This window comes from Humidesulfovibrio sp. (assembly GCF_030689645.1).
Classification (GTDB): domain Bacteria; phylum Desulfobacterota; class Desulfovibrionia; order Desulfovibrionales; family Desulfovibrionaceae; genus Humidesulfovibrio.
Window position 1 is genome coordinate 68,593 of record NZ_JAUYFU010000026.1, and the last position, 22,235, is coordinate 90,827.

The 22,235-nt window shown below is 63.4% G+C and carries 18 protein-coding genes; 14 read left to right on the top strand and 4 right to left on the bottom strand.

The window, feature by feature from the left end:
- Positions 1–82: 82 nt before the first annotated feature.
- Together Q8O35_RS04580 and Q8O35_RS04585 are read left to right on the top strand one after the other, a co-directional pair.
- Positions 83–1,240, top strand: a complete 1,158-nt coding sequence (locus tag Q8O35_RS04580) for a sensor histidine kinase (protein WP_305571096.1) — start codon at positions 83–85, stop codon at positions 1,238–1,240.
- Positions 1,230–1,904 carry a response regulator transcription factor gene (locus Q8O35_RS04585; protein ID WP_305571098.1) on the top strand — a complete coding sequence of 225 codons (675 nt, stop codon included), beginning with the start codon at positions 1,230–1,232 and terminating at the stop codon, positions 1,902–1,904. Before Q8O35_RS04580 ends, Q8O35_RS04585 begins: the two co-directional genes overlap by 11 nt.
- A 340-nt stretch (positions 1,905–2,244) precedes the next feature.
- Here the strand turns inward: Q8O35_RS04585 and Q8O35_RS04590 are convergent, their stop codons facing one another.
- Positions 2,245–3,390, bottom strand: a complete 1,146-nt coding sequence (locus tag Q8O35_RS04590; protein ID WP_305571100.1) for a S1C family serine protease — start codon at positions 3,388–3,390, stop codon at positions 2,245–2,247.
- A gap of 261 nt (positions 3,391–3,651) precedes the next feature.
- Here Q8O35_RS04590 and Q8O35_RS04595 point away from each other — a divergent pair, with 261 nt between their 5' ends.
- Positions 3,652–6,708 carry an EAL domain-containing protein gene (locus Q8O35_RS04595; RefSeq protein ID WP_305571102.1) on the top strand — a complete coding sequence of 1,019 codons (3,057 nt, stop codon included), beginning with the start codon at positions 3,652–3,654 and terminating at the stop codon, positions 6,706–6,708.
- Between the two features lie 56 nt (positions 6,709–6,764).
- A complete protein-coding gene (locus Q8O35_RS04600; RefSeq protein ID WP_305571104.1) occupies positions 6,765–7,226 on the top strand; it encodes a MarR family winged helix-turn-helix transcriptional regulator in 462 nt (153 codons plus the stop codon).
- Positions 7,227–7,370: 144 nt separating this feature from the next.
- Here the strand turns inward: Q8O35_RS04600 and Q8O35_RS04605 are convergent, their stop codons facing one another.
- The 3 genes from Q8O35_RS04605 to pyk all read right to left on the bottom strand — a co-directional run bounded on the left by Q8O35_RS04605 (position 7,371) and on the right by pyk (position 10,693).
- Positions 7,371–8,084, bottom strand: a complete 714-nt coding sequence (locus Q8O35_RS04605) for a PilZ domain-containing protein (RefSeq protein ID WP_305571106.1) — start codon at positions 8,082–8,084, stop codon at positions 7,371–7,373.
- Positions 8,085–8,248: 164 nt separating this feature from the next.
- Positions 8,249–9,271 (bottom strand): HD-GYP domain-containing protein, encoded by a 1,023-nt coding sequence (locus Q8O35_RS04610; RefSeq protein WP_305571109.1) that lies wholly within the window; start codon positions 9,269–9,271, stop codon positions 8,249–8,251.
- A gap of 3 nt (positions 9,272–9,274) precedes the next feature.
- Positions 9,275–10,693: a pyruvate kinase gene (gene pyk / locus Q8O35_RS04615; protein ID WP_305571112.1), complete on the bottom strand. Its 1,419-nt coding sequence runs from the start codon at positions 10,691–10,693 to the stop codon at positions 9,275–9,277.
- Positions 10,694–10,938: 245 nt separating this feature from the next.
- Here pyk and Q8O35_RS04620 point away from each other — a divergent pair, with 245 nt between their 5' ends.
- The 10 genes from Q8O35_RS04620 to murG are packed head-to-tail and all read left to right on the top strand — an operon-like array spanning position 10,939 to position 22,184.
- The gene (locus Q8O35_RS04620) at positions 10,939–11,391 is read left to right on the top strand and encodes a division/cell wall cluster transcriptional repressor MraZ (protein WP_305571114.1); all 453 of its coding nucleotides are present in this window, start codon (positions 10,939–10,941) and stop codon (positions 11,389–11,391) included.
- A gap of 14 nt (positions 11,392–11,405) precedes the next feature.
- On the top strand, positions 11,406–12,380 hold the full coding sequence (gene rsmH, locus Q8O35_RS04625; protein ID WP_305571116.1) for a 16S rRNA (cytosine(1402)-N(4))-methyltransferase RsmH: 975 nt from the start codon (positions 11,406–11,408) through the stop codon (positions 12,378–12,380).
- A 5-nt stretch (positions 12,381–12,385) separates the two neighbouring features.
- Complete coding sequence (locus tag Q8O35_RS04630; RefSeq protein WP_305571147.1) at positions 12,386–12,673, top strand: hypothetical protein; 288 nt, start codon at positions 12,386–12,388, stop codon at positions 12,671–12,673.
- A gap of 18 nt (positions 12,674–12,691) precedes the next feature.
- Positions 12,692–14,692, top strand: coding sequence for a penicillin-binding transpeptidase domain-containing protein (locus Q8O35_RS04635; RefSeq protein ID WP_305571118.1), 2,001 nt, complete (start codon positions 12,692–12,694; stop codon positions 14,690–14,692).
- A 47-nt stretch (positions 14,693–14,739) separates the two neighbouring features.
- A complete protein-coding gene (locus tag Q8O35_RS04640) occupies positions 14,740–16,155 on the top strand; it encodes a UDP-N-acetylmuramoyl-L-alanyl-D-glutamate--2,6-diaminopimelate ligase (RefSeq protein WP_305571149.1) in 1,416 nt (471 codons plus the stop codon).
- Positions 16,152–17,570: a UDP-N-acetylmuramoyl-tripeptide--D-alanyl-D-alanine ligase gene (gene murF / locus Q8O35_RS04645; RefSeq protein ID WP_305571120.1), complete on the top strand. Its 1,419-nt coding sequence runs from the start codon at positions 16,152–16,154 to the stop codon at positions 17,568–17,570. Before Q8O35_RS04640 ends, murF begins: the two co-directional genes overlap by 4 nt.
- Entirely contained in the window at positions 17,567–18,643 is a 1,077-nt protein-coding gene (gene mraY, locus Q8O35_RS04650; protein WP_305571122.1) for a phospho-N-acetylmuramoyl-pentapeptide-transferase, read from the top strand. The genes murF and mraY overlap by 4 nt, the downstream gene beginning before the upstream one ends.
- 9 nt (positions 18,644–18,652) lie before the next feature.
- Positions 18,653–19,990 carry a UDP-N-acetylmuramoyl-L-alanine--D-glutamate ligase gene (gene murD, locus Q8O35_RS04655; protein WP_305571125.1) on the top strand — a complete coding sequence of 446 codons (1,338 nt, stop codon included), beginning with the start codon at positions 18,653–18,655 and terminating at the stop codon, positions 19,988–19,990.
- The gene (ftsW, locus tag Q8O35_RS04660) at positions 19,987–21,096 is read left to right on the top strand and encodes a putative lipid II flippase FtsW (protein ID WP_305571127.1); all 1,110 of its coding nucleotides are present in this window, start codon (positions 19,987–19,989) and stop codon (positions 21,094–21,096) included. Before murD ends, ftsW begins: the two co-directional genes overlap by 4 nt.
- Entirely contained in the window at positions 21,093–22,184 is a 1,092-nt protein-coding gene (gene murG / locus Q8O35_RS04665; RefSeq protein ID WP_305571129.1) for an undecaprenyldiphospho-muramoylpentapeptide beta-N-acetylglucosaminyltransferase, read from the top strand. The genes ftsW and murG overlap by 4 nt, the downstream gene beginning before the upstream one ends.
- Positions 22,185–22,235 lie beyond the last annotated feature (51 nt).

A 22,235-nucleotide genomic window follows, 5' to 3' on the forward strand; every position in this document is an offset into this window, starting at 1 on the left:
GCTTGGCGAGGCCGGGCGGGCGTGCTACCGTCAGGCCGTCTCCCGGAACAGACCAGGACGCCAGGCACAAGCAATGCACGACATGCGCAGAACCAAGGCACAGCTCATTGAGGAGCTTGGCAAGCTACGCGAAAGCGAGGCCCGCGCCGCTGTGCTGGATCTGGAGCACGTGCGGGTGCTGCGCGCCCTGCGGGAGCGGGTGAAGGAGCTGAACTGCCTCTACGGCATCTCCCGCGTGGCACAGAACCGCGACCTGCCCCTTGAAGAAATCATCCGGCAGGTAGGCGAACTGGTCTGCGCTTCGTGGCAGTACCCGGAAATATCCTGCGCGCGCATCCGCATGGACGGGCTGGACATCACCACCCGCAACTATAGGCAAACACCCTGGGGCCAAAAAAGTCCTATCCTCATCCGCGAGGAGCACCTTGGCGAGATTGAGGTCCGCTACCTGGAGGCCCGCCCGAAGTGCGACGAGGGGCCCTTCCTGCGCGAGGAGCGCCACCTGCTGGACGCCGTGGCCGAAAAGCTGGCCAGGCTGGCCCAGGCCGCCAGAACCGAGGCCCAGATGCGCGTGCTTTCGCGCGAACTCATCAAGGCCCAGGAAAAAGAGCGCCTGCGCATCGCAACAGAGCTGCACGACCACTTGGCCCAGGATCTGGCGACACTGAAGATGGACCTGGGCGGGCTGATGGAGCCGCAGGCTCCCACGGGACATGAGCTGAAACTGTGCCTCGCTGGGCTGTCGGAGCGGCTCTCCGGGGCCATAACCGACATCCGCGACCTGGCCTACGACCTGCTGCCCCCGGGGCTGGAGGATCTTGGCTTGGTGCGGACCCTGGCCCGCTACTGCGCGGAATTCAGCACGCGCTGCAGGATCGCCGTGGACTTCTTCGCCGACGGCATGGAAGGCCTTCGCCTGGACTTCGAGGCCCAGATCAATATTTACCGCATTGTTCAAGAAGCGCTGACAAACGTGCGCAAGCACGCCAGGGCCGACCAGGTCACGGTGCGCATAATCCTCTCCCACCCCAACGTCATCCTGCGCATTGAGGACAACGGCCAGGGCGTGGACCTGGAGGAACGGCAGGAAGAATTCCGCGACGCCAAGCGCATGGGCCTATGGGGCATGCGCGAACGCGCGCGGCTGCTGGGCGGCACCATAAGCCTGCGATCGCGCCCAGGCCGGGGAATGCTCATACACATTGAAATTCCGGTGGAGAACCGAAATCATGGCCTCTAAATACAAACTGCTCATCATCGACGACCACCCCATGTTCCGCGACGGGCTCAAGACCATCGTGCGGCTGAACCCGGCCTACGAAATCGCCGGAGAGGCGGGCACCTGCGCCGAGGGTCTGGCCCAGGCCCGCAGCATCCGCCCCGATCTGGTCATCGTGGACATCTCGCTTCCCGACGGCAACGGCATAGACCTGGCGCGCGACATTCTTGTCCAGGCGCCGCAAACCAAGGTGGTCATGCTCAGCATGCACGCCAAGGTGGACTTCATCGCCACCGCCTTTCAGGCTGGAGTCTCGGCCTACCTGGCCAAAGAGTCCAGCCGCGAGCAGCTCTTGCAGGCCCTCGACGCCGTAATGGCGGGCAGACAGTACCTGGACGGCTCCCTCTCGCCCCGCGTGGTGACCGAGCTCCTGTCCCGCCCCAGCGAGGAAACCCGCATGGCCGACGCGGCCTACGGCAAGCTCTCGCGCCGGGAGCAGCAGGTGCTGCGCCTGCTGGCCGAAGGCTTGGCCCCGGCGGTCATCGCCGAGCGGCTGTTCATCTCGCGCAAGACGGTGGAGAACCACCGCACCAACATCCTGGCCAAGCTGGGCATCAAGAGCCCGGTGGCCCTTGTGCGCTATGCCGCGCGCCTCGGACTCATCGACCTGGAGACCGAGGACTGATCGCCCGGCGGGCCGAAGCAGCCCGGCGGTGCGTTCCAGCAATTCAACCGTGAGCGCGACTGCCCAACGCCTGGGCCAGGAAGAATTGTCACGAAGTCCAGCGCCATTTGCACGGCGGAGCAGCCATTCATAGACTGTCCCGACGGAATCAACCAAGGCAGCGGCCACGCTCCTTGGGGGTCTCTCCGGGTGCAACCCGGCGCACCCGCTCCACTCGACGAACGATTGTCAATCTGGCATTGGCATGGATGTTCACTCGGTCCCCCCGTCGGCGGTTGAGTTCTCGCAAACCCAACCAGACCGATTTGGACCGAGTGAACAAGCTCCTATATCTTCACAGCTAGCGCGCTGCGGCCCCTTCGGCCTGAAGCATCACCGAACGCTCCTCCTCCTTGCCGTTGCGCAGGATGGTGAGACGGACCTTGTCGCCAGGCCGGAAGTCATCCAGGCGAGAGAGTAGTCCAGGCACGCTGTCCACAGCCTTGCCCTCCACCTGTGTGATGACGTCGCCGGGCACAAACACCCCGTCCCGATCAAACCGCGCGCCCATGAGCCCCGCCGCCTGCGCGCCGGAGCCAGGGCGCACCCGCAGCACCAGCACGCCTTTGATGCCAAGCTCCTGGGCCGCTGTCTCGTTCACGCGCTGGTCCACCTCCACGCCAAGGGCCGGCCGGGCGTAGCCCCCCTTGGCGATGAGCTGCGGCACAACGCGGTTCATGGTGTCCACCGGCACGGCGAAGCCCACCCCGGCGGAAGCTCCTGAAGGGCTGTAAATGGCCGTGTTCACGCCGATGAGCCGCCCGGCGGAGTCGAGCAGCGGGCCGCCGGAATTGCCGGGATTGATGGCCGCATCGGTCTGAATGAGGTGCTCGATGACCCCGCCGTCCTCGCCCTTGAGCGAGCGGTCCAGGGCAGAAACGATGCCGGTGGTCAGCGTCCAGTCCAGGCCGAAGGGGTTCCCGATGGCGTAGACCTTCTGCCCCACCTTGAGATCGCTGGAGGTCCCCAGGGGCAGGGGCGTGCGCTTGATCGCCGTGTCGATGCGCAACACGGCCAGGTCGTGCATTGGGCTTGCGCCCACCAGTGCCGCCGTGTGCTCCTTGCCGTCGGAAAGCCGCACCCTGGCCTCGGCTGCTCCGGCGATGACGTGGAAATTGGTGATGACGTGGCCCTTGTCGTCCCACAAAAACCCAGACCCGGCGCCGCGCGGAATGGTGAAAATGTCGCGGCTCCAGAATTCCCGGACACGCTGGGTGGTGGTGATGAACACCACCGCATCCTTGGAGCGTTCAAAGAGGTCGATGGTGCCCTTTTCGTCCGCTGCCAGGTCGCCGCGCGGGGTGACGGCGCGGGGCGTCGCCGCCTCGCGGATGAGCAGACGCCCGACCCACGGAGCTGCCTGCCAGGCCACAATGAGCCCCAGCAGAGCCAGCGTGGTCCATTTGAGCCGCCGCAAAAAAACATCCCGGCCACTTTTGTCCTGCATGCTTCACGCTCCCGCGCCCAGATGTTGTGCGCAGCCCTCAGGCAACGCTCCGCCATAACCGCCTGAGCCGCATTGTAATATCTCCGCGCCTGTTTTCAAGGGGCTGCAGGTCATCTCGCATCAATTCCCCCACACCGCCAACAGATGCACATGGCGCCCCATGCACATAAAACCAGTTGGCGCCATGGCCGAAACTGATGGTACTTACCCCGAGCAGCCTTTACGCTTTACCTGCACGGAGCTGGATGGTAGCCTTACATTATGCGCCGCGCTACGTATTTCGCTCTGCTGCCCCTGGCTACGCTGCTTTGCGGCGTCCTCTTGTACGGGGCATACGCAGTTGCGCGGCAAGAGGCTGTGCGCAACCTCCAGACCCAGCAAACCATCCTGGCCAGACAGGCGGCCCAAGGCATTCAGGACTACTTCACGCATAGCCGCAGCCTGACGGAATCCATGGCGCAAAACCAGCATGTCATCAATCTTGATGCTGAGGGCCAGGCCTTCCTGAGCGACACGCTGAATGACAACCCGACGACGCTTCGCGCCATCACCCGCGTGGACGAGCGCGGAATCCTGATATTCTCCACACCAGACAACTCTGTGGCCGGGCGCGATGTTTCAGACCAGCCACATATAAAACGCATTCTGACCACTCACAGCCCCACGGTCAGCGATGTCTTCGCCTCGGTGCAAGGGCACCGCGCGGTAGCCCTGCATGTCCCTGTTTATCAGGGAGAGAAGTTCAAGGGCACCCTGGCCCTGCTGCTGGACTTCGACGCTATTTCCAGACGCTACCTGGAAGGGGTGCGCGTGGCCGAAACCGGTTACGCCGTTGTCTACAGCCAGAAGGGCGTGCTGCTTTACAGTCCTGTCGCCGACATTTCCGGCAAACATTATTTAGAGATAACCGCCGGATTTCCGGAACTTCGGGCCACAGTGGAAGCCATGCTGCGCGGCGCAACCGGCGAAAGCACATTCACCTTCGACCGCGTGCGTGAACAACTGCCGGAATCAGTGCTGAAGCACGCAGTGTATCTGCCCATTAAACTGGAAGACACCTTCTGGTCCATCTGCGTGGCCACGCCGGAATCGGAGATCCTGGCCACCCTCAAGCGCTTCGGCCTGTACCTGCTGCCCCTGGGCCTGGTTGTGCTCTTGTGCACTGGCTTGGGAGTCAACCTGGGCCTGCGCCACTTTGTGCTGCAGCGCGAGGTGGTCCTTCGCCGCAAGACCGAAACAGCCCTGCGGGAGAGCGAAGAACGCTACCGTTCAGTCATCGAGAACATTTCCGATGTGTTCTACCGCACAGACAACGAGGGACGGCTGACAATGCTCAGCCCATCCGGCGCCAGCCTTGCAAAATACAACACCACAGAGGAACTGCTGGGTCTCAACATCAACGCCTTCTGGCGAAAGCCGGATGAACGCCAAAGAATGCTTGCGCTCATCCACGAGAACGGCGCGGTGCGCGATTTCGAAGTGGAGCTGCTGGACAAAAACGGGGACATCATCCACGTGGCCACCTCCTCGAACTTCTACCGCGACAAGGACGGCAACATCCTGGGGGTGGAGGGCATCTTCCGCGACATAAGCCAGCGCAAGCGAGACCAGGCCGCCCTGGTGGAGAGCGCGCGCCGCTTCCACTCGCTCTTCGACAACATGACCGATGGCGTTGCCCTGAACACCCTGGTGCGTGACGAAAAAGGACAGGTGGTGAACTTCCGCATTGAGGAAGTGAACAAAAGCTACGAGCGCATCTTCAATGTCCGCGCGGATGACATCGCCCACGCCCTTGCCACTGATGCCCTCAACCAAGGCTCCGCGCCGCGCCTGGAGGACTTCGCCCAGGTTGTGGCCACCGGCCAGCCCATACAGTTCGAGATCAAGCTGCGAGGCATGGGCAAACAGGTCTCCGTGTCAGCCACGCCCTGGGATCGCGACGGCTTCGCAGCCATAATCACGGACATCACCGAGCGAAAGCACATGGAGGAGCAACTGCTCTTCCGCGCCCTGCACGACCCGCTGACCGGCCTGGCCAACCGCACCCTGTGCCTGGACCGCATCGCCCTGGCCGGGGAACGCGCCCGGCGCAGGCCCAACCCGGACTACGCCGTGGTGTTCATGGACCTGGACCGCTTCAAGATCATCAACGACAGCCTGGGGCACGAGGCGGGCGACCATCTGCTGCGAGAAGTGGCGGAACGGCTTTTGACCTGCACCCGGCGCATGGACACCGTGTGCCGCTACGGCGGCGACGAGTTCGCCATGGTGCTGGAGGAACTGCCCGCCAAGGCGGTGCTGCGCACCCTGCGCCGCATCCGTGAAAGCCTCAAGGTGCCCATGAACATCGGCGGCCACAGCATTCAGATAGAAGCCAGCTTCGGCGTGGCCTACCCTCCTCCCGAGCACATCGGGCCGGAAGACCTTCTGCGCAACTCCAACATAGCCCTGCACCGCGCCAAGCAGATGGGGCGCAATCGCGTGGTGGTGTACAAGCCGAGCATGCACGAGGCCGCAATACAGACCATGAGCCTGGAGAATGACATTCGCCGGGGACTGGCGAACGGCGAATTTTTTCTGCTCTACCAGCCGGTCTTCGACCTGAACACGAGCAGTCTGTCCGGATTCGAGGCGCTGCTGCGCTGGCGCCATCCTTCGCGTGGGATGGTCAGCCCTGGGGAATTCATACCCGTGGCCGAGGAGTCAGGCTCCATCTTTGAATTGGGCGGCTTTGCCCTTGATCAGGCCTGCCAGGAAATGGCGACCCTCGGACGCGACAATCCCGCCACCTGCGGGCTCACCCTGGCCGTGAACCTCTCGCCCCGGCAGTTCTCCCGCCAGGGCCTCGCGGAGCAGATCGACCGGGCCTTGACCACAACGGGCCTGCCTCCCAACGCGCTCGTGCTTGAAATCACCGAGTCGTCCATCATGAAACACCCGGAATCCTCGGCCAACATCCTTTCGCGCCTCAAGACCCGCGGGGTCAGCATCGCCCTCGACGACTTCGGCACCGGGTATTCGTCGTTGAGCGCGCTGCAGCGCCTGCCTCTCGACCGGCTCAAGATCGACATGAGCTTCGTTTCGCGCATCACCCACAGTTCTGAAGACCGGGAGATCGTGCGCGCAGCCATCACCCTGGCGCGCAGCCTGCATCTCGTCACCGTGGCCGAGGGCATAGAGACGGAAGCTCAGCGAGTAATCCTGCGCGACTTGGGCTGCGATCAGGGCCAGGGCTTCCTCTGCGCCCCGGCGCTGCCCATGGCCGAAGCCCTCATGACCGGCAACCCGGAAGTCTGCAGGTACGTTCCCACAAACTAACCAGACCTTTCCCTCAACGGCTTGACGATGCCTCGTCAGTTGCATACAGCAACCACATGTACGCAACGACATCGCACTATCTTCTCAAGGATTCCCTGGCGCATCTGGCGATGCAGCTCTCCAAGGCCGCGTTGCGGCGCATCACCCAGGACCTCAAGGCCCAGGGGCACCCCGTCACCAGCGAACAGTGGACCGCGCTCGTGCACGTCTGGAACCAGGATGGCCTGACCCAATTAGAGCTGGGCATACGGTTGTCCAAGGACAAGACCAACATTGCGCGGCTTGTGGCCAGCCTGGAGCAGGCAGGATTCATTCGACGCGAGGCTGGCGCAACAGATCGCCGCGAAAAGAACATCCACCTCACCGCGACCGGGCTGGCAGCCATGCCCTCCCTCGCCGCACTGGTGCAACGCGTACTGGACCATGCGTACGCAGGCATCGACGAGCATGAACTGAGCGTTTGCAGACGGGTTCTCGCCAAGGCCCGGAACAACCTCGCCACGCCCAGAACACCATAGTTGCCCAAGACAACCGCTCCCTCAACCAAGCTGAAGCTCTGGCCAGGATGGTCGCCCCAGCAACGGCCATTAATCCGTTGAAACTGCGGCGGACATCCCCGTTATTGATGCTGAGGTTGTTGACGGCTCTGTGCCGGTCGTGCCTCAGGAAGGCTTGCCCATCTTAGAGTCCCTCTCAAACCCCAGGTAACGCATTCCCAGCTCCCTGGCCTGGCCTGGGTGCACGTTCAAGAAGCGCACACCGGCGCAACACCCCAGTGAACCACGTCTATCACGCCTGCCGCACCAGCAGATGACCACTTCCAGAGGCGAAGGGTCGGACAACTCCAAGATGCGCAGGGTCAGTTCTTCGCCGGGGTCGAACTCCTGCTCGCAGTTGAGCGAACCGCCACAAGCAGAGATGTCCAGAAGGGTGGCGGGAACAACGGCCTCGCCCAAGCCTCCTTTTCTCCGCTGCAGCAATGCGCGCAGCAGCACCGGAACCCGCGGCACATGGCGGGCAGGGCGAGGGCTGAAGCCGCGCACCTCTTCGGCAAAGGCGTTCAGGTCATCTAAATACCTTGGCGCGACATCCTGATTGGATCGCAGTGCCCGCAAAAGCGGAAAGGCCTCGGCCAATTGGAACAGGTGCCCACGGTCAAGAGCATTTGCACGCAACACCGTATCCACCTCAAGCGCAAATCCGCTCACCAGGCGCTCGGACAAAGCATCCTGAAGCCCCTCCACGGATGAGACAAAAATTGGGACCAAACCTGGATCTTTCAAATCGTCTGCGTAGTCCAGCGGGCGCTCCGCCAATACCAGCACGGCCCGCCCCACATTGTTTTGGGTCTGATTCTTCCGTTCTGATTCCCGCATAAGCTCCTCCCTCAATGAATACACACGGATCGTACTACGTATAGCACTCCCGCAAAAAAAAGAAACAGGAATTCTTATTCCAGCATCAGATTATGGCGAAAACATGAGGCTGGCCGCCGGGCAACCCGGCGGCCGAAGAGGTAGAAAGAAGCGGATTTGCGGGACTACTTCGGTTTGATTTGCAGCATCACAAGAGCTTGCAGGACGCGCGAGAATTCCTGGTCGTACCCCTGATCCTGGGACAACAGGGCAACGGCTTTTGCGGGCTCCATGGCCTCGGCAAAGGGGCGCTTCACCGTCATGGCGCAGTAAGAATCCACCAATGCGCACAGCCTCCCCAGTTGGCCGAGGGCGCCAGCCTGCTTCTTCTGCGGATAGCCGGCCCCGTTCAGCCGCTCGTGGTGGTCGGTGACGCACTCCTCGACCTCTGGAAAACGCAGGTCCAGCTTGGCCAGCATCTCGTACCCCACCTGGGTGTGGCGCTGGACTTTGCCGCGATCCTCGCCCGTGAGGGGCTTGTCCTTTTCAAGCAGGAAGGCCGGAACCTTGCTCATGCCCATGTCGTGCAGAAACAGCCCGGCGGTGAGGTGGTCCAGAAACTTGCGTTTGATGTCGCCCGCCTCGTACTGCTTGGCATGGGCCTTGATGTGTACAGCCAACCCCATGACGCCGCAATTGAAGGAGTGGTTGGCCAGGTTATGCACCTGGTGCAAACGCCGCGACAAGGCGCGGATGCGGTTGGAGTCGGCGTAGAGGTACTCGGTGAGCACCATCATGTCGGTCCAGAGCTTGGCGAAGACCATGGGCACGGGCTGGGCGAAGAACTCGCCCAGGCGACGCGTCAGGGCTTGGGTGAAGATGTCGGCGATTTCCGTCTCGTGCAGGTTCTTGTCCACCAGCACCAGATCCAGCTGATAACTGATGTATTTCACGTACACCGAGTGATCGGCACGGGACACGAACACCAGCCCCTCGTCCACAAGCTGCGCCAACTGCTCCACCTGCTCGTTGGAAAGGCGCTCCCCGGCCTTGCAATAGGGCAGCACGCGCGCCACATCCTCCTTGAACCTATACAGGTTCAAGGGCGGGCGATACTTGCTGAAGCTCTCCAGTATGTCCAGATTGATCTGGTAATACTGTTCATCCAACGCATCTGCGATGCTGGCTTTTTTGTCCGACGCCGCCACAGGCTATTTCTCGTAGACCTTGACCACGTTGGTCTGGGTTTGCAGCTGGCCGTGCTTCGGCTGGCCCGCCGTCACCACGATGACATCGCCCGCGATGAACAGGGGAGACTCTCGCACGAAGCGCTCGGCGCGCTCCTGGTGGTTGTCGTCCTCGGCAATGGGAGAAACCGGAGTGACGCCCCAGGACAGGTTGGTGAAGTGGCGCACGCGGTCGTCGGGCGAAAGCGCGTAGATGGGCTGCTTGGGCCGGCAAGCCGCAAGGATGCGCGCGGTGGAACCGGAGGTGGAGTGGGTCACCAGGGCCTTGGAGCGGGTCTTCTGGGCCAGCAGGCAGGCGCAGTAAGCCAGAAACTTGGCCGGGTGCTCCTGGTCGCTGGGCGGCAGGGGAGCCGCGCCCTTGTCCTCGAAATAGTAATCCTCGGCCCAGTTGGCGATCTTGCGCATGAAGCCCACGGCCTTGTCCGGGTACTTGCCGATGGCCGTCTCCTCAGAAAGCATGATGCAGTCTGCTCCGTCCAAGATGGCGTTGGCCACGTCGGTTGTTTCCGCACGGGTGGGCATGGGGCTTGAGACCATTGACAAAAGCATCTGCGTGGCCACGATGACCGGCTTGCCCGCAGCGTTGGCCGCCTTGATGATGCGCTTCTGCAGCGAGGGCAGCTGGGCCAGTTCGCACTCAAGGCCCAGGTCGCCTCTGGCCACCATGACGCCGTCGGACTCCTCAAGGATGCGGTCAAGGCCCAGGATGGCGCTCTGGCGCTCCAGTTTGGCGATGATGGGCAGCACGCGGCCCATGTTGCGCATCTCGGCCTTCAGGTGGCAGATGTCGTCGGCCTTCTGCACATAGGAAAGGGCCACAACGTCCACGCCAAGCTCCAGGCCAATGGCCAGGTCTTCCTTGTCCTTGGCGGTGAAGGCCGCCAGAGGCGTTGTCTTGCCCGGAAAGGCGATGCCCTTTCTGGCCGGGGCGATTCCCGCGTTCTCGGCGCGCAGGCGCACAACCAGGTCGCCCTCGCGTGCGATGACGTTGAACTGGAGCATTCCATCGGAGAGGGCCACGGTTTCGCCCACGTTGATGCTGCGCAACAGTGCGGGCTGATCGAGGCAGATGAAAGGCTCGTCGCGGCCTTCCTCCTGTCCGGGAGCGCCCAGCAGCACCTCTGCGCCCTTGGCTATCTCAAGGGTGCCGCGGCCGATGTCGCAGGTGCGGATCTTGGGGCCGGAAAGATCCTGCAGAATGGTCAGGCTGAGGCCGGTTTTCTTCTCAAGGGCGCGGATGATGGCCACCAGCTTGACGAAGCCCTCCTTGCCGCCATGGGAGAAATTGAGCCGAAAGATGCGCGCTCCGGCCTCGACCAGAGCGGCTATGGCCTCCTCGGTCTCTGTGGCGGGGCCAAGGGTGGCGATGATTTTGGTGTGCATGGCGCGCTCTCCTTCTATTTTTTTGTGCTGCGAATTCGCCTGGCGGCCCGACTGCGGGCGACCCAAGCTTCCAGCATTGTTTGTTCTTCCAAACAGCCCCGGAATGGGCTCCAGTGCTGGTTTGATTACTAACCGCATTTCTTATGGAAGCAAATGTTTTTTGTGTTGACTTTCAGCTGGAATTCATAAAAAAGTGGGGCGAAGTGGTAATACGTGGAAATTAGTGGTTCGGAGAGGGAAAAACAGTGCGACTTTTAGGTCATGCCCACCGCAGTTTGGATTCCAAGGGAAGGCTCATGCTTACCCCGGAGTTCCGCGACCAGTTCCTGGCGGCTTCGCCGGACGGGCGGTTGGTGCTGACCATCTATCAGGGGCAGATCATCGGCATCACCCCCGCACAGTGGGACATCTTCGCCGCCGAGCTGGAGACCAAGCTCACCAGCCCCTCCCCCATGCTGCAGGACGTGCGCCGGGTGGCCTTCGCAGGCTACTCCGAAGTGGTGCTCGACAAGCAGGGCCGCATTCAGCTGCCCACCCACCTGCGCAAAAGCGGCAGGCTGGGCGCGGACGTCGTCCTGGTGGGCGTGGGCCGCTGCTTCGAGATCTGGGATAAGGACCGCTTCGAGGCCCTGCTTGAGCAGCGCAACGAAGACGTCTCCGCCGAAATGGCCAAGGCCGACATCAAGCTGCCGTTCTAGCGGGAGAAAAGACAATGCCTGCGAACGAAAAGGTCCCCCACATCCCGGTAATGCTGGACGAGATCGTGGGGTACCTCTCCCCCCGTCCGGGCGGCCGGTACCTGGACGGCACCCTGGGCCTGGCCGGACACAGCCTTGGGCTCCTGCGCGCAAGCGGAGGCCAGGCCGAACTGCTGTGCCTGGACCGCGACGAGCAGGCCCTGGCCCTGGCGCGCGAGCGCCTGAAGGAATTTCCTGGCCGGGCCAACACCTTCTACTCGCCCTTCAGCGAGTTCGAGGAAGCCCTTGAGGAGCTTGGCTGGGACGGCCTGGACGGCGCAGTGCTCGACCTGGGCGTTTCCTCGCTGCAACTCGACGAGGCCGAGCGCGGCTTCAGCTTCAACGTCGACGGCCCGCTGGACATGCGCATGGACGCCACCAGCGACATGGACTCGGCAAAGGTGCTGGTGAATCGCGAACACTACGAAGAGCTTCGGCGCATCATCCGCGACCTGGGCGACGAGCCCCTGGGCGGCAAGATCGCCCGGGCCATCATCCGCGCGCGCGAGCAGGCTGAGATCACCACCACGTCCAGACTTGCGGAAATCGTCTCCAGGGCGTACCCCCCCGACCGCCGCCGCGAGGCGCGCAATCACCCGGCCACGCGCACCTTCATGGCCCTGCGCATGGCCGTGAATCATGAAGTGGAAGAATTGAAGACATTTCTCGAACGCATCGTGCACCACCTCAAGCCTGGCGGCCGGGTGGCCATCATCTCCTTTCACTCTGCGGAGGACCGCGAGGTGAAGGAAAGTTTCCGCTATTGGGCCAAGGGCTGCCGCTGCCCGCTGGAGCAGGCCTTCTGCACCTGCGACCGTCTGCCCGTGCTCAAGGTGCTGACGAAGAAGCCGCAACTGCCCACACAGCTTGAGGTTGACCGCAATCCGCGCAGCCGCAGCGCCAAACTGCGCGTGGCCGAGCGGCTGCCCATCCCAGAGGTTGCGACGTGAGCCGCATGAAAGGCTGGGTTACGGCGTTCTGCGGCGTCATCGCCATAGCGTTGGTCCTGGGCCTGTCCAGCGTTTGGCTGAACATAGAGCGCATGGACCTGGCCTACGACTTGAACAAGCTTGAGAAGGAGCTGGCCAACCGCACCGCGTTGGTTTCAAAGCTGGAATTGGAGCGCAACAACCTCATTTCGCCCTACCGACTTAAAAAACTGGCGGCAATGTACGGGATGGTGCCCGTCGGACCAGGGCAGATGCGTATCATGACGGGCCAGGACAAGGGCCAGGACAAGTAGCGGCAAGGATTATGGACGATGGCGGTCAAAAGTCGCATCGAGCGCAAGCGGCCCAAAGAGGCCAGAAGCAAGACGGACACAGGAAAGCTGAAGCTGACCTTTGTCGCCTTTGTTTTTGCCCTCATCTGGGTTTCCTTGTGGGGACGCGCCGCCTACGTGCAGTTGTACCTTGGGCCCAAGCTGAGCGACGCAGCGGGCAAGCAGAACCTGGCGACGGAATTCGAACTGGGCGAGCGCGGGCGGGTTTACGCCAGCAACAACGCCATTCTGGCAACCAGCGTGGAGAGCAAGAGCGTGTACGCTTCGCCGGTTGAAATCCAAAACCCGGCCCAGACCGCACAGGCCCTGGCCCAGATTCTCGGCGCGCCGAAGAAGAATCTGCAGAAGGATCTTGCATCGAGCAAGGGCTTCGTTTGGATCAAGCGCCAGATTGATGACCATGAGGCCCAGGAGCTCCAGAAGATCAATCTGCCGGGGATCCACCTCACCAGCGAATTTCGCCGCATGTACCCGAACCGGCATTTGGCCGGGCAGGTGCTGGGCTTCGTCGATGTTGACGGCAAGGGGCTTGAGGGCGTGGAAGGACTCTTCGATGAGCGCATGGCCGGCGGACGCGCAAAATTCGTGGTTCAGCGCGACGCCTCTGGCCGCAGGCTGTACCTGGACGCACAGGGCCGCGAGATGAACATCAAGGGTCAGGACGTGCGCCTGACCATCGACACAGTGGTGCAGGACGCTGCAGAACATGCGCTGGCCGATGCCGTGAACAAATTCAACGGACGCTCCGGCATGGCCATCGTTGTGCGCGTGGAAACCGGCGACATCCTGGCCCTGGCGCACTACCCCTATTTCAACGCCAACAGCCCGCAAGACTCCAAAGCCGCAGCGCGAAGAAACCGCGCCGCACTCGACATCTTTGAGCCGGGCTCCACCATGAAACCTTTCGTTTTCGCCGCCGCCATCGACCAGAAGGTCATCGACGCCAACAAGGTCTTTGACTGCGAGAACGGCAAGTGGAGCCTGCGGGGCAAGATCATCCGCGACACGCACCCGTACCGCTGGCTCTCGGCAAACCGCGTGTTGCGCTACTCCAGCAACATCGGCACGGCCAAGATCGGCATGGCCCTCGGTGCGCAGCCTTACTACACCACTTTGCGCAAGCTGGGCTTCGGGGAGCGCCCCGGCCTGGGCCTGCCTAGCGAGTCGCCCGGAATGCTGCGCCAGCCAAAGGAATGGACCGAATTCGACCTGGCAGCGATATCCTTCGGCCAGGGCATCGGCGTTACGGGCCTGCAGATGGCCAAAGCCTATCTGTGCCTTGCCAACATGGGCATGACCAAGCCCCTGCGCCTGATTGCAGACCCGCCCTTGGAGGGTCTGCCCGAGCCTGAGCGGGTGTTCAGCGCCAAGACCGCCGAATCCGTTCTTTCAATGATGCGCGAAGTCGTTGAAGAGGACGGCACGGGCAAGGTTGCCCGAATCCCCGGCGTCACCATGGCCGGCAAGACCGGCACCGCCCAGAAGGTGGGCGGCTCGGGCAAGGGCTACGGCGAGGGCATCGTGGCCAGCTTTGTGGGCCTTGTGCCCGCAGAGAAGCCGGAATTCATTTTCATGGTCACCGTGGACGAGCCCACGCCAGTCACTTACGGCGGTATTGTCGCAGCTCCAGCCGTGCGCGACATCGCCATCAAGACGCTGTCATATTATGGCCGCCTGCCCGAAGGCAAAGGCGCGCCAGACGCCAACGCCACGGAGCACAGCATGACTGCGCGCGCCACCCATTCACCTACGGCCGATGGCAGCGGCGCAACGGTGCCGAACCTTGTTGGCCTCTCCGTGCGCAGGGCGCTCGAAGTCCTGGGAAAACGAGGCGTGGTGCCTTCGCTCAAGGGCGGCGGAATGGAGATCACCAATCAGAAGCCCGCACCGGGCGAACCCTGGCCGGAAGGCGGCGTTGCCGCGCACGGCGAAGGCTTCGTGCTCTGGCTTGGGCACGGCGAGAAGGAGAAGACGCAGTGAACGGCCCGCGCTTCAATGAACTGCTGGCGATTGTCGGCAGGGGCCTCATGGTCCGCACAGACTCCCGCCAGGTGAATCCCGGCGAGGTTTTCGTCCTTATGCCAAGCGCAGCCGTGAAATCGGACGCATTCCTGGCCGATGCCCTTTCTCGCGGAGCCGGCTGGATCGTGGTCGACCACCAGACCGCGCTGCCAGGCGACATGCAGGCCGCCCTCGTGCGCGTAGATGACACCGCCGAAGCCCTTGGAATGCTCGCCGGAGCGCACTTCCGCACCCGCGAGCAGGCCATGCAGGTGGTGGCCGTCACCGGCACCAACGGCAAGACCACAGTCACCTACCTCTTGGAGGGGCTGCTCTCCGCCTGCGGGCGCAAGGTCGGCGTGCTGGGAACCGTGGCCTACCAGTGGCCCGGCGTGAGCATCGATGCCAGCCTCACCACCCCCGGATGCTGGCGGCTGCACGAGCTGTTCGCTCAAATGTCCAAAGACGGCGTGGACACGGTCATCATGGAGACCAGCTCCCACGCCCTGCACCAGAAGCGCGTCGCAGGCCTTGAGTTCGACGCCGCCGTGCTGACCAACCTGACGCAGGACCACCTGGACTATCACGGCGATTTTGAGTCGTACTACCAGGCCAAGAAGCTGCTCTTCGGTTCGTACCCGCGCGATGACAAGCACAAGACCGCCAACGCAGACGACCCATACGGCCTGCGTCTGCTCAAGGAATTTCCGGACGCCCTGGGCTTCTCCCTGGGCAACGTCCAGGTGAACGGCAACCCCATGCTGCGCGGCACCCTGGTGGAGAGCACGGCCAAGGGCATGCTGCTGCGCATGGAGTGGGAAGGCAAATGCTGGAGCCTGAATTCCGGCCTCGTCGGCGCGCACAACGCCTCGAATCTTCTTGCCGCGCAGGCTGCGGCCCTGGGCCTTGGCATGGGCCCGGCAGACATGCAGCCCCTGGCGCCCTTCACCGGCGTGCCGGGCCGCCTTGAGCGCGTTCAGAACAACCACGACCTGGACGTTTTCGTGGACTACGCCCACACCCCGGACGCGCTCTTAAACGTGCAGCGCGCCCTGCGCGACGCAGGCTTCAAGCGGCTGGTCACGGTGTTCGGCTGCGGCGGGAACCGCGACCGGACCAAGCGCCCGCTCATGGGCCAGGCAGTGGCGAATCTTTCCGACATCTGCGTGCTCACCTCCGACAATCCACGCCATGAAGATCCGCTGGAGATCATGGCCGATGTGCGGCCCGGACTGGCCGCCGCCAAAAGAGTTGTTGAGGATGCGGACCGCTACCAGGCCCTGGTCAAGGCCGTAAGCCTCATGCAGCCGGGCGACGCCCTGCTCATCGCGGGCAAGGGGCACGAGACCTACCAGCAGGTGGGCGACGTGAAGCTTCCGTTCTCCGACGTCGAGGCCGCCAAGCGCGCCATCAATGAAGTCAAAGGCGGGGTGAAGGAATGAACCTGACCCTGCGCGACGTCATCTTGTGCCTCACGGGCATTGTGAACAACGGTCCTGACTCGGACCGCTTGGTAGCCGCCGTGCGCACGGACAGCCGCGCCGTCGTTCCAGGCGACCTCTTTTTCTGCCTCAAGGGCGAGCGCTTCGACGCCCACGACTTTGCTTCCCAGGTGTCGGATGCGGGCGCTCTTGCCATCGTGGCCAGCCGCGAGCTGCCCGGCCTCAAGTGCCCGGTCATCGTGGTGGCGGACACGGAAAAAGCCCTGGGCTGGCTGGCGCGCTTCTGGCGCGACCGCTTCGCCGCCAGCGGCGGCAAGGTTCTGGCCGTTACAGGCACGGCGGGCAAGACAACTGTAAAGGAGCTGCTGGCCCAGACTCTGGCGAGCGTGCTCCCTGTGGCCAAGAACCACAAAAATTTCAACAATCAAGTAGGCTTGCCGCTCTCAATCCTGGCCGCCACAGGTGAAGAAAAGGCCTGGGTCATGGAAGCTGGCATCAGCAAGCCCCACGACATGGACGAGCTGGGCGAGATCATCGCGCCGGACCTGGCCGTGGTGCTGAACATCGGGCCTGCGCACCTGGAAGGCCTTGGCGACCTGGCCGGCGTGGCCAAGGCCAAGGCCGCGCTCCTGAAGCACGTGAAGCCAGGCGGACTTGGCCTGAGCTGCATGGATTACCCCGAGCTCTGGACCGAGGCGCAAGCCGCTCTGCCCGGCGTGTTGGGCTTCTCCGCAAAGGACAGCTTCGCCAAATACTACGCCCGCTTTGAGGAAGCCCTTCCCGGCGGCCGCGGACTTTTCGAGATCATCGTGGACGGCCAGGCCTTCTGGGCCGAGCTGCCCGCCTGCGGCGCGCACTTTGCCGAGAACGCCGCCGCCGTGGCCGGAGCCTGTCATCTGCTGGGCCTCTCGCCCGACCAGATCGCCAGCGGGCTGGCCGGGGCCTGCCTGCCGGACCAGCGCTTCTGCTTCGCCGAGGCCGGAGCATGGTGCGTGGTGGATGACTCATACAACGCCAACCCCCTGTCCATGCGTCGCAGCATCGAGGCCGCACGTCTCATGGCCGGCGAGGCCCCGCTGGTGCTGGTGCTGGGCGACATGAAAGAGCTGGGCGCATGCGCTGCCAAAGCCCATCAGGACCTTGGCGCGGTCATCAAGGCCGTGAAGCCCGTTGCGGTGTTCTACCAGGGCGAGTTCGCCGCCGATGTGGCGCGCAGCGCAGAAGGCGTCGCAGTGACCCCCGTCACCGAGCCGACCCAGGTGATGGCGGCCTTGGCAAAGATGCCAGCCCCGGTTGACGGCGTGCGTGGAACGCTGCTCGTCAAAGGCTCGCGCTCCTGCCACATGGAAGCCTACTCCAAGGCCCTGCTTGAGGGGCTTTCCGCAACCGCGAGCACCAACGGGGGGCAGTCATGATCTACTACCTGCTCGTACCCCTGGCCATCAAGTACTCGCTGTTCAATGTCTTCAGGTACATAACCTTCCGCAGCGTATACGCTCTGCTGACCGCCCTGGTGATTGCCATCATCCTGGGACCGAAGCTCATCGAGTGGCTCAAGGCCCTGCGCTGCCGTCAGCACATCCTGGAGGAAGTCACCTGCCATCAGGCCAAGGAAGGCACCCCCACCATGGGCGGCCTGCTCATCGCGGCTTCGCTCATCCCCAGCGTGCTGCTCTGGGCCGACCTGAGCAACGTTTACATCTGGCTTACGCTGCTGGTTTTTGTCGGCTTCGGCGCCGTGGGCTTCTGGGACGACTACACCAAGGTGGTCAAGAAGCAGAACAAAGGCATCTCCCCGCGCGCCAAGCTTGCCGGGCAGATCCTTGTGGCCGGTTCGGCCATCGCCCTGCTGATCTTCCAGCCCGCTTACTCCACCGTGCTGTCGGTGCCGTTCTTCAAGAACGTGCACCCGGACCTGGGACTTTTCTACCTGCCCTTCGCCGTGCTGGTGCTGGTGGCGGCCTCCAACGCCGTGAACCTGACCGACGGCCTGGACGGCCTGGCCATCGGGCCGCTGGTGGTCAGCGCCGCCTGCTTCGCCCTGTTCATTTACGCCGCAGGCAACGCGGTCATCGCCCAGTACCTGAACATCACCCCGGTGCCGGGCGTGGGCGAGGTGACGGTGTTCTGCGGAGCCCTTGTGGGCGCGGGACTCGGGTTCCTTTGGTATAACGCTTATCCGGCCCAGGTGTTCATGGGCGACGTGGGCTCCCTGTCCCTCGGCGGCACCCTCGGATTCATCGCCGTTCTCGCCAAGCAGGAGCTCATTCTGGCCCTGGTGGGCGGCGTGTTCGTGTTCGAAACCCTCTCGGTGATTCTGCAGGTGGGCTACTTCAAGATGTCCGGCGGCAAACGCATGTTCCGCATGGCGCCGCTGCACCATCACTTTGAGCTTAAGGGCATACCGGAATCCAAGATCATCATCCGTTTCTGGATCCTCTCCATCCTCATGGCCCTTATGGCCCTGAGCACCCTGAAGCTTCGCTAGGTGGCCGGCATGGAAAGGACAGTAGGCATCTTCCAAAGTCTAAAGATTTTTGAGAATCGACAGGCGGTTGTGGTGGGCGCGGGCGTGTCCGGCCTGGCTGCTTGCCGCTTCCTGCTCTCCCTCGGCGCGCGCGTCCGTCTCGTGGATGCCAAGGCCGATCTTCCGCAGGACGTGCTCCTGAAGGTTCATGCCGACCCGGCATCCGTGGGTTTGACCCTTGAGGCCAGAGCCCATACTCCGTCGCAGTTCGCCGATGCGGACCTCATCGTGCTCTCCCCCGGCGTGCCCGTGAAGAAACTCGCCACGGTGCTGAAGCATGTGGACCCCAAGCGTGTGGTGGCCGAGATGGAGTTCGCCTCCTGGTTCCTCAGCGAACCGGTCATCGCCATCACCGGCACCAACGGCAAGACCACCACCACAACCCTCGTGGGGCACATCCTGGAGCACGCTGGCCTGTCCACCTTTGTCGGCGGCAACATCGGCACCCCGCTGTGCGACTACCTCATGGCCGAGAAGCGGGCCGACGTGCTGGTCATCGAAATTTCGAGCTTTCAGCTCCAGAACTGCCGCACCTTCAAGCCCCGCGTGGCCGCCCTGCTCAATTTTTCGGCCAACCATCTGGACTACCACCTGGACATGGAGGAGTACCTCCAGGCCAAGCTGCAGCTCTTCGCCTGCCAGGACCACGGCTGCCTGGCCGTGATCCCCCAGGCCCTGCGCAAGGAGCTTCTCGCCCGCGGCTTCACCAAGGCCCAGGTAGAGACTTTCAGCGCCGAGACGCAGTTCGACTGCCCCGGCCTGCCCGGCGCGCACAACAGAGAGAACATCGCCGCTGCCTGGCGCATGGTGCGTCCCTTTGGCGTCACCGAAGACCAGGCTCGCGCGGCCATCGCGGCGTTCCATGCCCTGCCCCACCGCATCGAGCCTGTGGGCGAGGCGGGCGGCGTGCTCTTCGTCAACGATTCCAAGGCCACTACCCTCGACTCCGTGTGCGCTGCGGTGAAAAGCTACGAGCGCCCGGTTCGCCTGCTGCTCGGCGGCGTGTTCAAGGGCGGCGATGTGGCGTCCCTGCTGCCGGTTCTCGCTGGCCGCACAGCCTCCATCGGTCTCTTCGGCGCATCGCGCGAGGTGTTTGAGCCCGTGCTGGCTCCGCACTTCCCAACTAGCTGGGACCAGACCCTGGAAGCCGCAGTGCGCCGCCAGTTCGCCCAGGCCCAGCCCGGCGACGTGATCCTGCTTTCGCCCGCCACGGCCAGTTTCGACGCCTACAAGAGCTACACCGAGCGCGGCCGCGACTTCGCCCGCGTGGCCCAGGCCCTCATGGCGGAAAGCGGGGGTGCCGGATGAACCAGAAGCGCAACTCGCAGTACTTCCCCATGGACTACTGGCTGCTCTTCTCCGCCCTGTTGCTGGCCGGACTGGGGCTGATCATGGTCTTCTCGTCTTCGGGCATCATGGCCGAGCGTTTTTATAACGACAAATATCTGTTTTTTAAGAAGCAGGCCATGTTCGCTGTCATCGGAACAGGCGTGATGATCTTCTGCGCCCGGGTGAACCGCCGCTTCTTCTACGACCTGACCTACCTCTGGGTCTTCCTTGTGGTCGTGCTGCTGGTGCTCTGCAAAGTCCTTGGCGTGTCCATCGGCGGCAGCAAGCGTTGGATCCACATCGGGCCGTTTTCCTTGCAGCCCCTTGAGTTCGCAAAGATCGCCCTGGTGTTCTACCTGGCCTTCTTCTTCGCCAAAAAACAGGAACTGGTGCAGACAAAGACCTTCGCCGTCGGCGTCATCCCGCCGTTCCTGGTCACGGGCGTGTTGTGCTTCCTGCTTATGATCCAGCCGGACTTCGGCGGCACGGCGTTCATGTGCTTCATCCTGTTCTGCATGTGCTTCGTCGGCGGCACTCGGGTCATCTACCTTGTGGGCTCGGCCATGGGCGGCGCCTGGGCCGGTTGGATGCTCATCGCCTCCACGCCATACCGCCTCAAGCGTTGGACGGCCTTCCTCGATCCCTTCGCCGTGGCCAAGGACGAAGGCTATCAACTTGTGCAGTCCCTGTACGCCTTCGGCTCCGGCAAGTTCTTCGGCTCCGGCCTTGGCGCAGGCAAGCAGAAGCTATTCTTCCTGCCCGAGGCGCACAACGACTTCATCATGGCCGTGGTGGGAGAAGAACTGGGGTTCTTCGGAATCTCCCTGATTTTCATGCTGGTGGCCTTTTTGCTTGTGCGGGGCTTCCGGGTGGCCTTCCTGCAGGAGGACCTGCTGGACCGCTTCACCGCCTTCGGCATGTGCGTGATCCTCGCCCTGGGCTTCTGCCTGAACCTGGCGGTGGTGCTCGGCACCGTGCCGCCCAAGGGCGTGCCCATGCCCTTCATCAGCTACGGCGGCAGCTCGCTCATCGCCTCCTTCATCTGCGTGGGAGTGCTGCTGAACCTGTCGAGGAACCGCTCATGAGCGCCCGGCAACATCTTTCGCGTCTGGTGGTGACAACCGGCGGCACGGGCGGACACATTTTTCCGGCCCTTTCCGTTGCTGCGGAGGTCAAGCGCCGCAACCCAGAGGCCCACGTCCTGTTCCTGGGCGCGCATGGCCCGGAAGGTGATCTGGCGCGCAAGGCCGGGCTGGACTTCCAGGCGCTGCCCGCCAGCGGCGTGCTAGGCAAGGGCGTCAAGGCCCTGCTTTCAGTCATCTGGGTCAGCAGAGGCGTCATCCTGGCCACCCGCGCCCTGCGCCGCTTCAAGCCGGAGGCCGTCATCGGGTTCGGCGGGTACGCGGGCTTCTGCCCGGTGCTGGCCGCCGCGCTCTTGCGCATCCCATCGGCGGTGCACGAGCAGAACTCCGTGCCCGGCGTCACCAATCGGGTGCTGGGCAAGCTTGTTGAGCGCGTGTTCGTGTCCTTCGACGACCGCAGCCGCAGCTTCCCGCCCGTGAAGGTGCAGCGCACCGGCAACCCCGTGCGGGCCGACATCGCCGCCATGAAGCGCGGCGAAGGGGCTGGCCGCAGAAATCTCCTGATCCTTGGCGGCAGCCAGGGCGCAAAGGCCATCAACGACGCGGTGGTGGCCGCCCTGCCGCAGCTTTTGTCCGCGCGGGTGAATCTTCTGCACCAGACCGGCGCGGCCGACGAGGCGCGCATCCGCGAGGCTTACGCCAAAGCCGGCGCAAACGCCGACTGCGTGCACGGCTTCATCGAAGGCATGGCTGCGGCATACGGCTGGGCGGACCTGGCCCTGTGCCGCTCCGGCGCGTCCACGGTGTTCGAACTGGCGGTCACGGCAACCCCGAGCGTGCTGGTGCCCTTTCCCTTCGCCGCCCACGACCACCAGCGCGTCAACGCCCAAAACCTGGCCAACCTGGGCGCGGCGGTGCTCATGGACCAGAAAGATCTTTCCGCCCAGTCCCTGGCCGATCTCGTGGCCGGGCTCATTGGCGACACGGCCCGGCTGGCCTCCATGAGCCGCGCGGCCAGAACCTTTGCCAGACCGGAAGCCGCGAGCCTCATCGTGGACGGCCTGGAGGAGCTCCGCCGCGAGGCGGCCTGACGCCCGCGCGGAAGCAAAAAGGAAGAACGCATGGATATGACGAACGAAAAA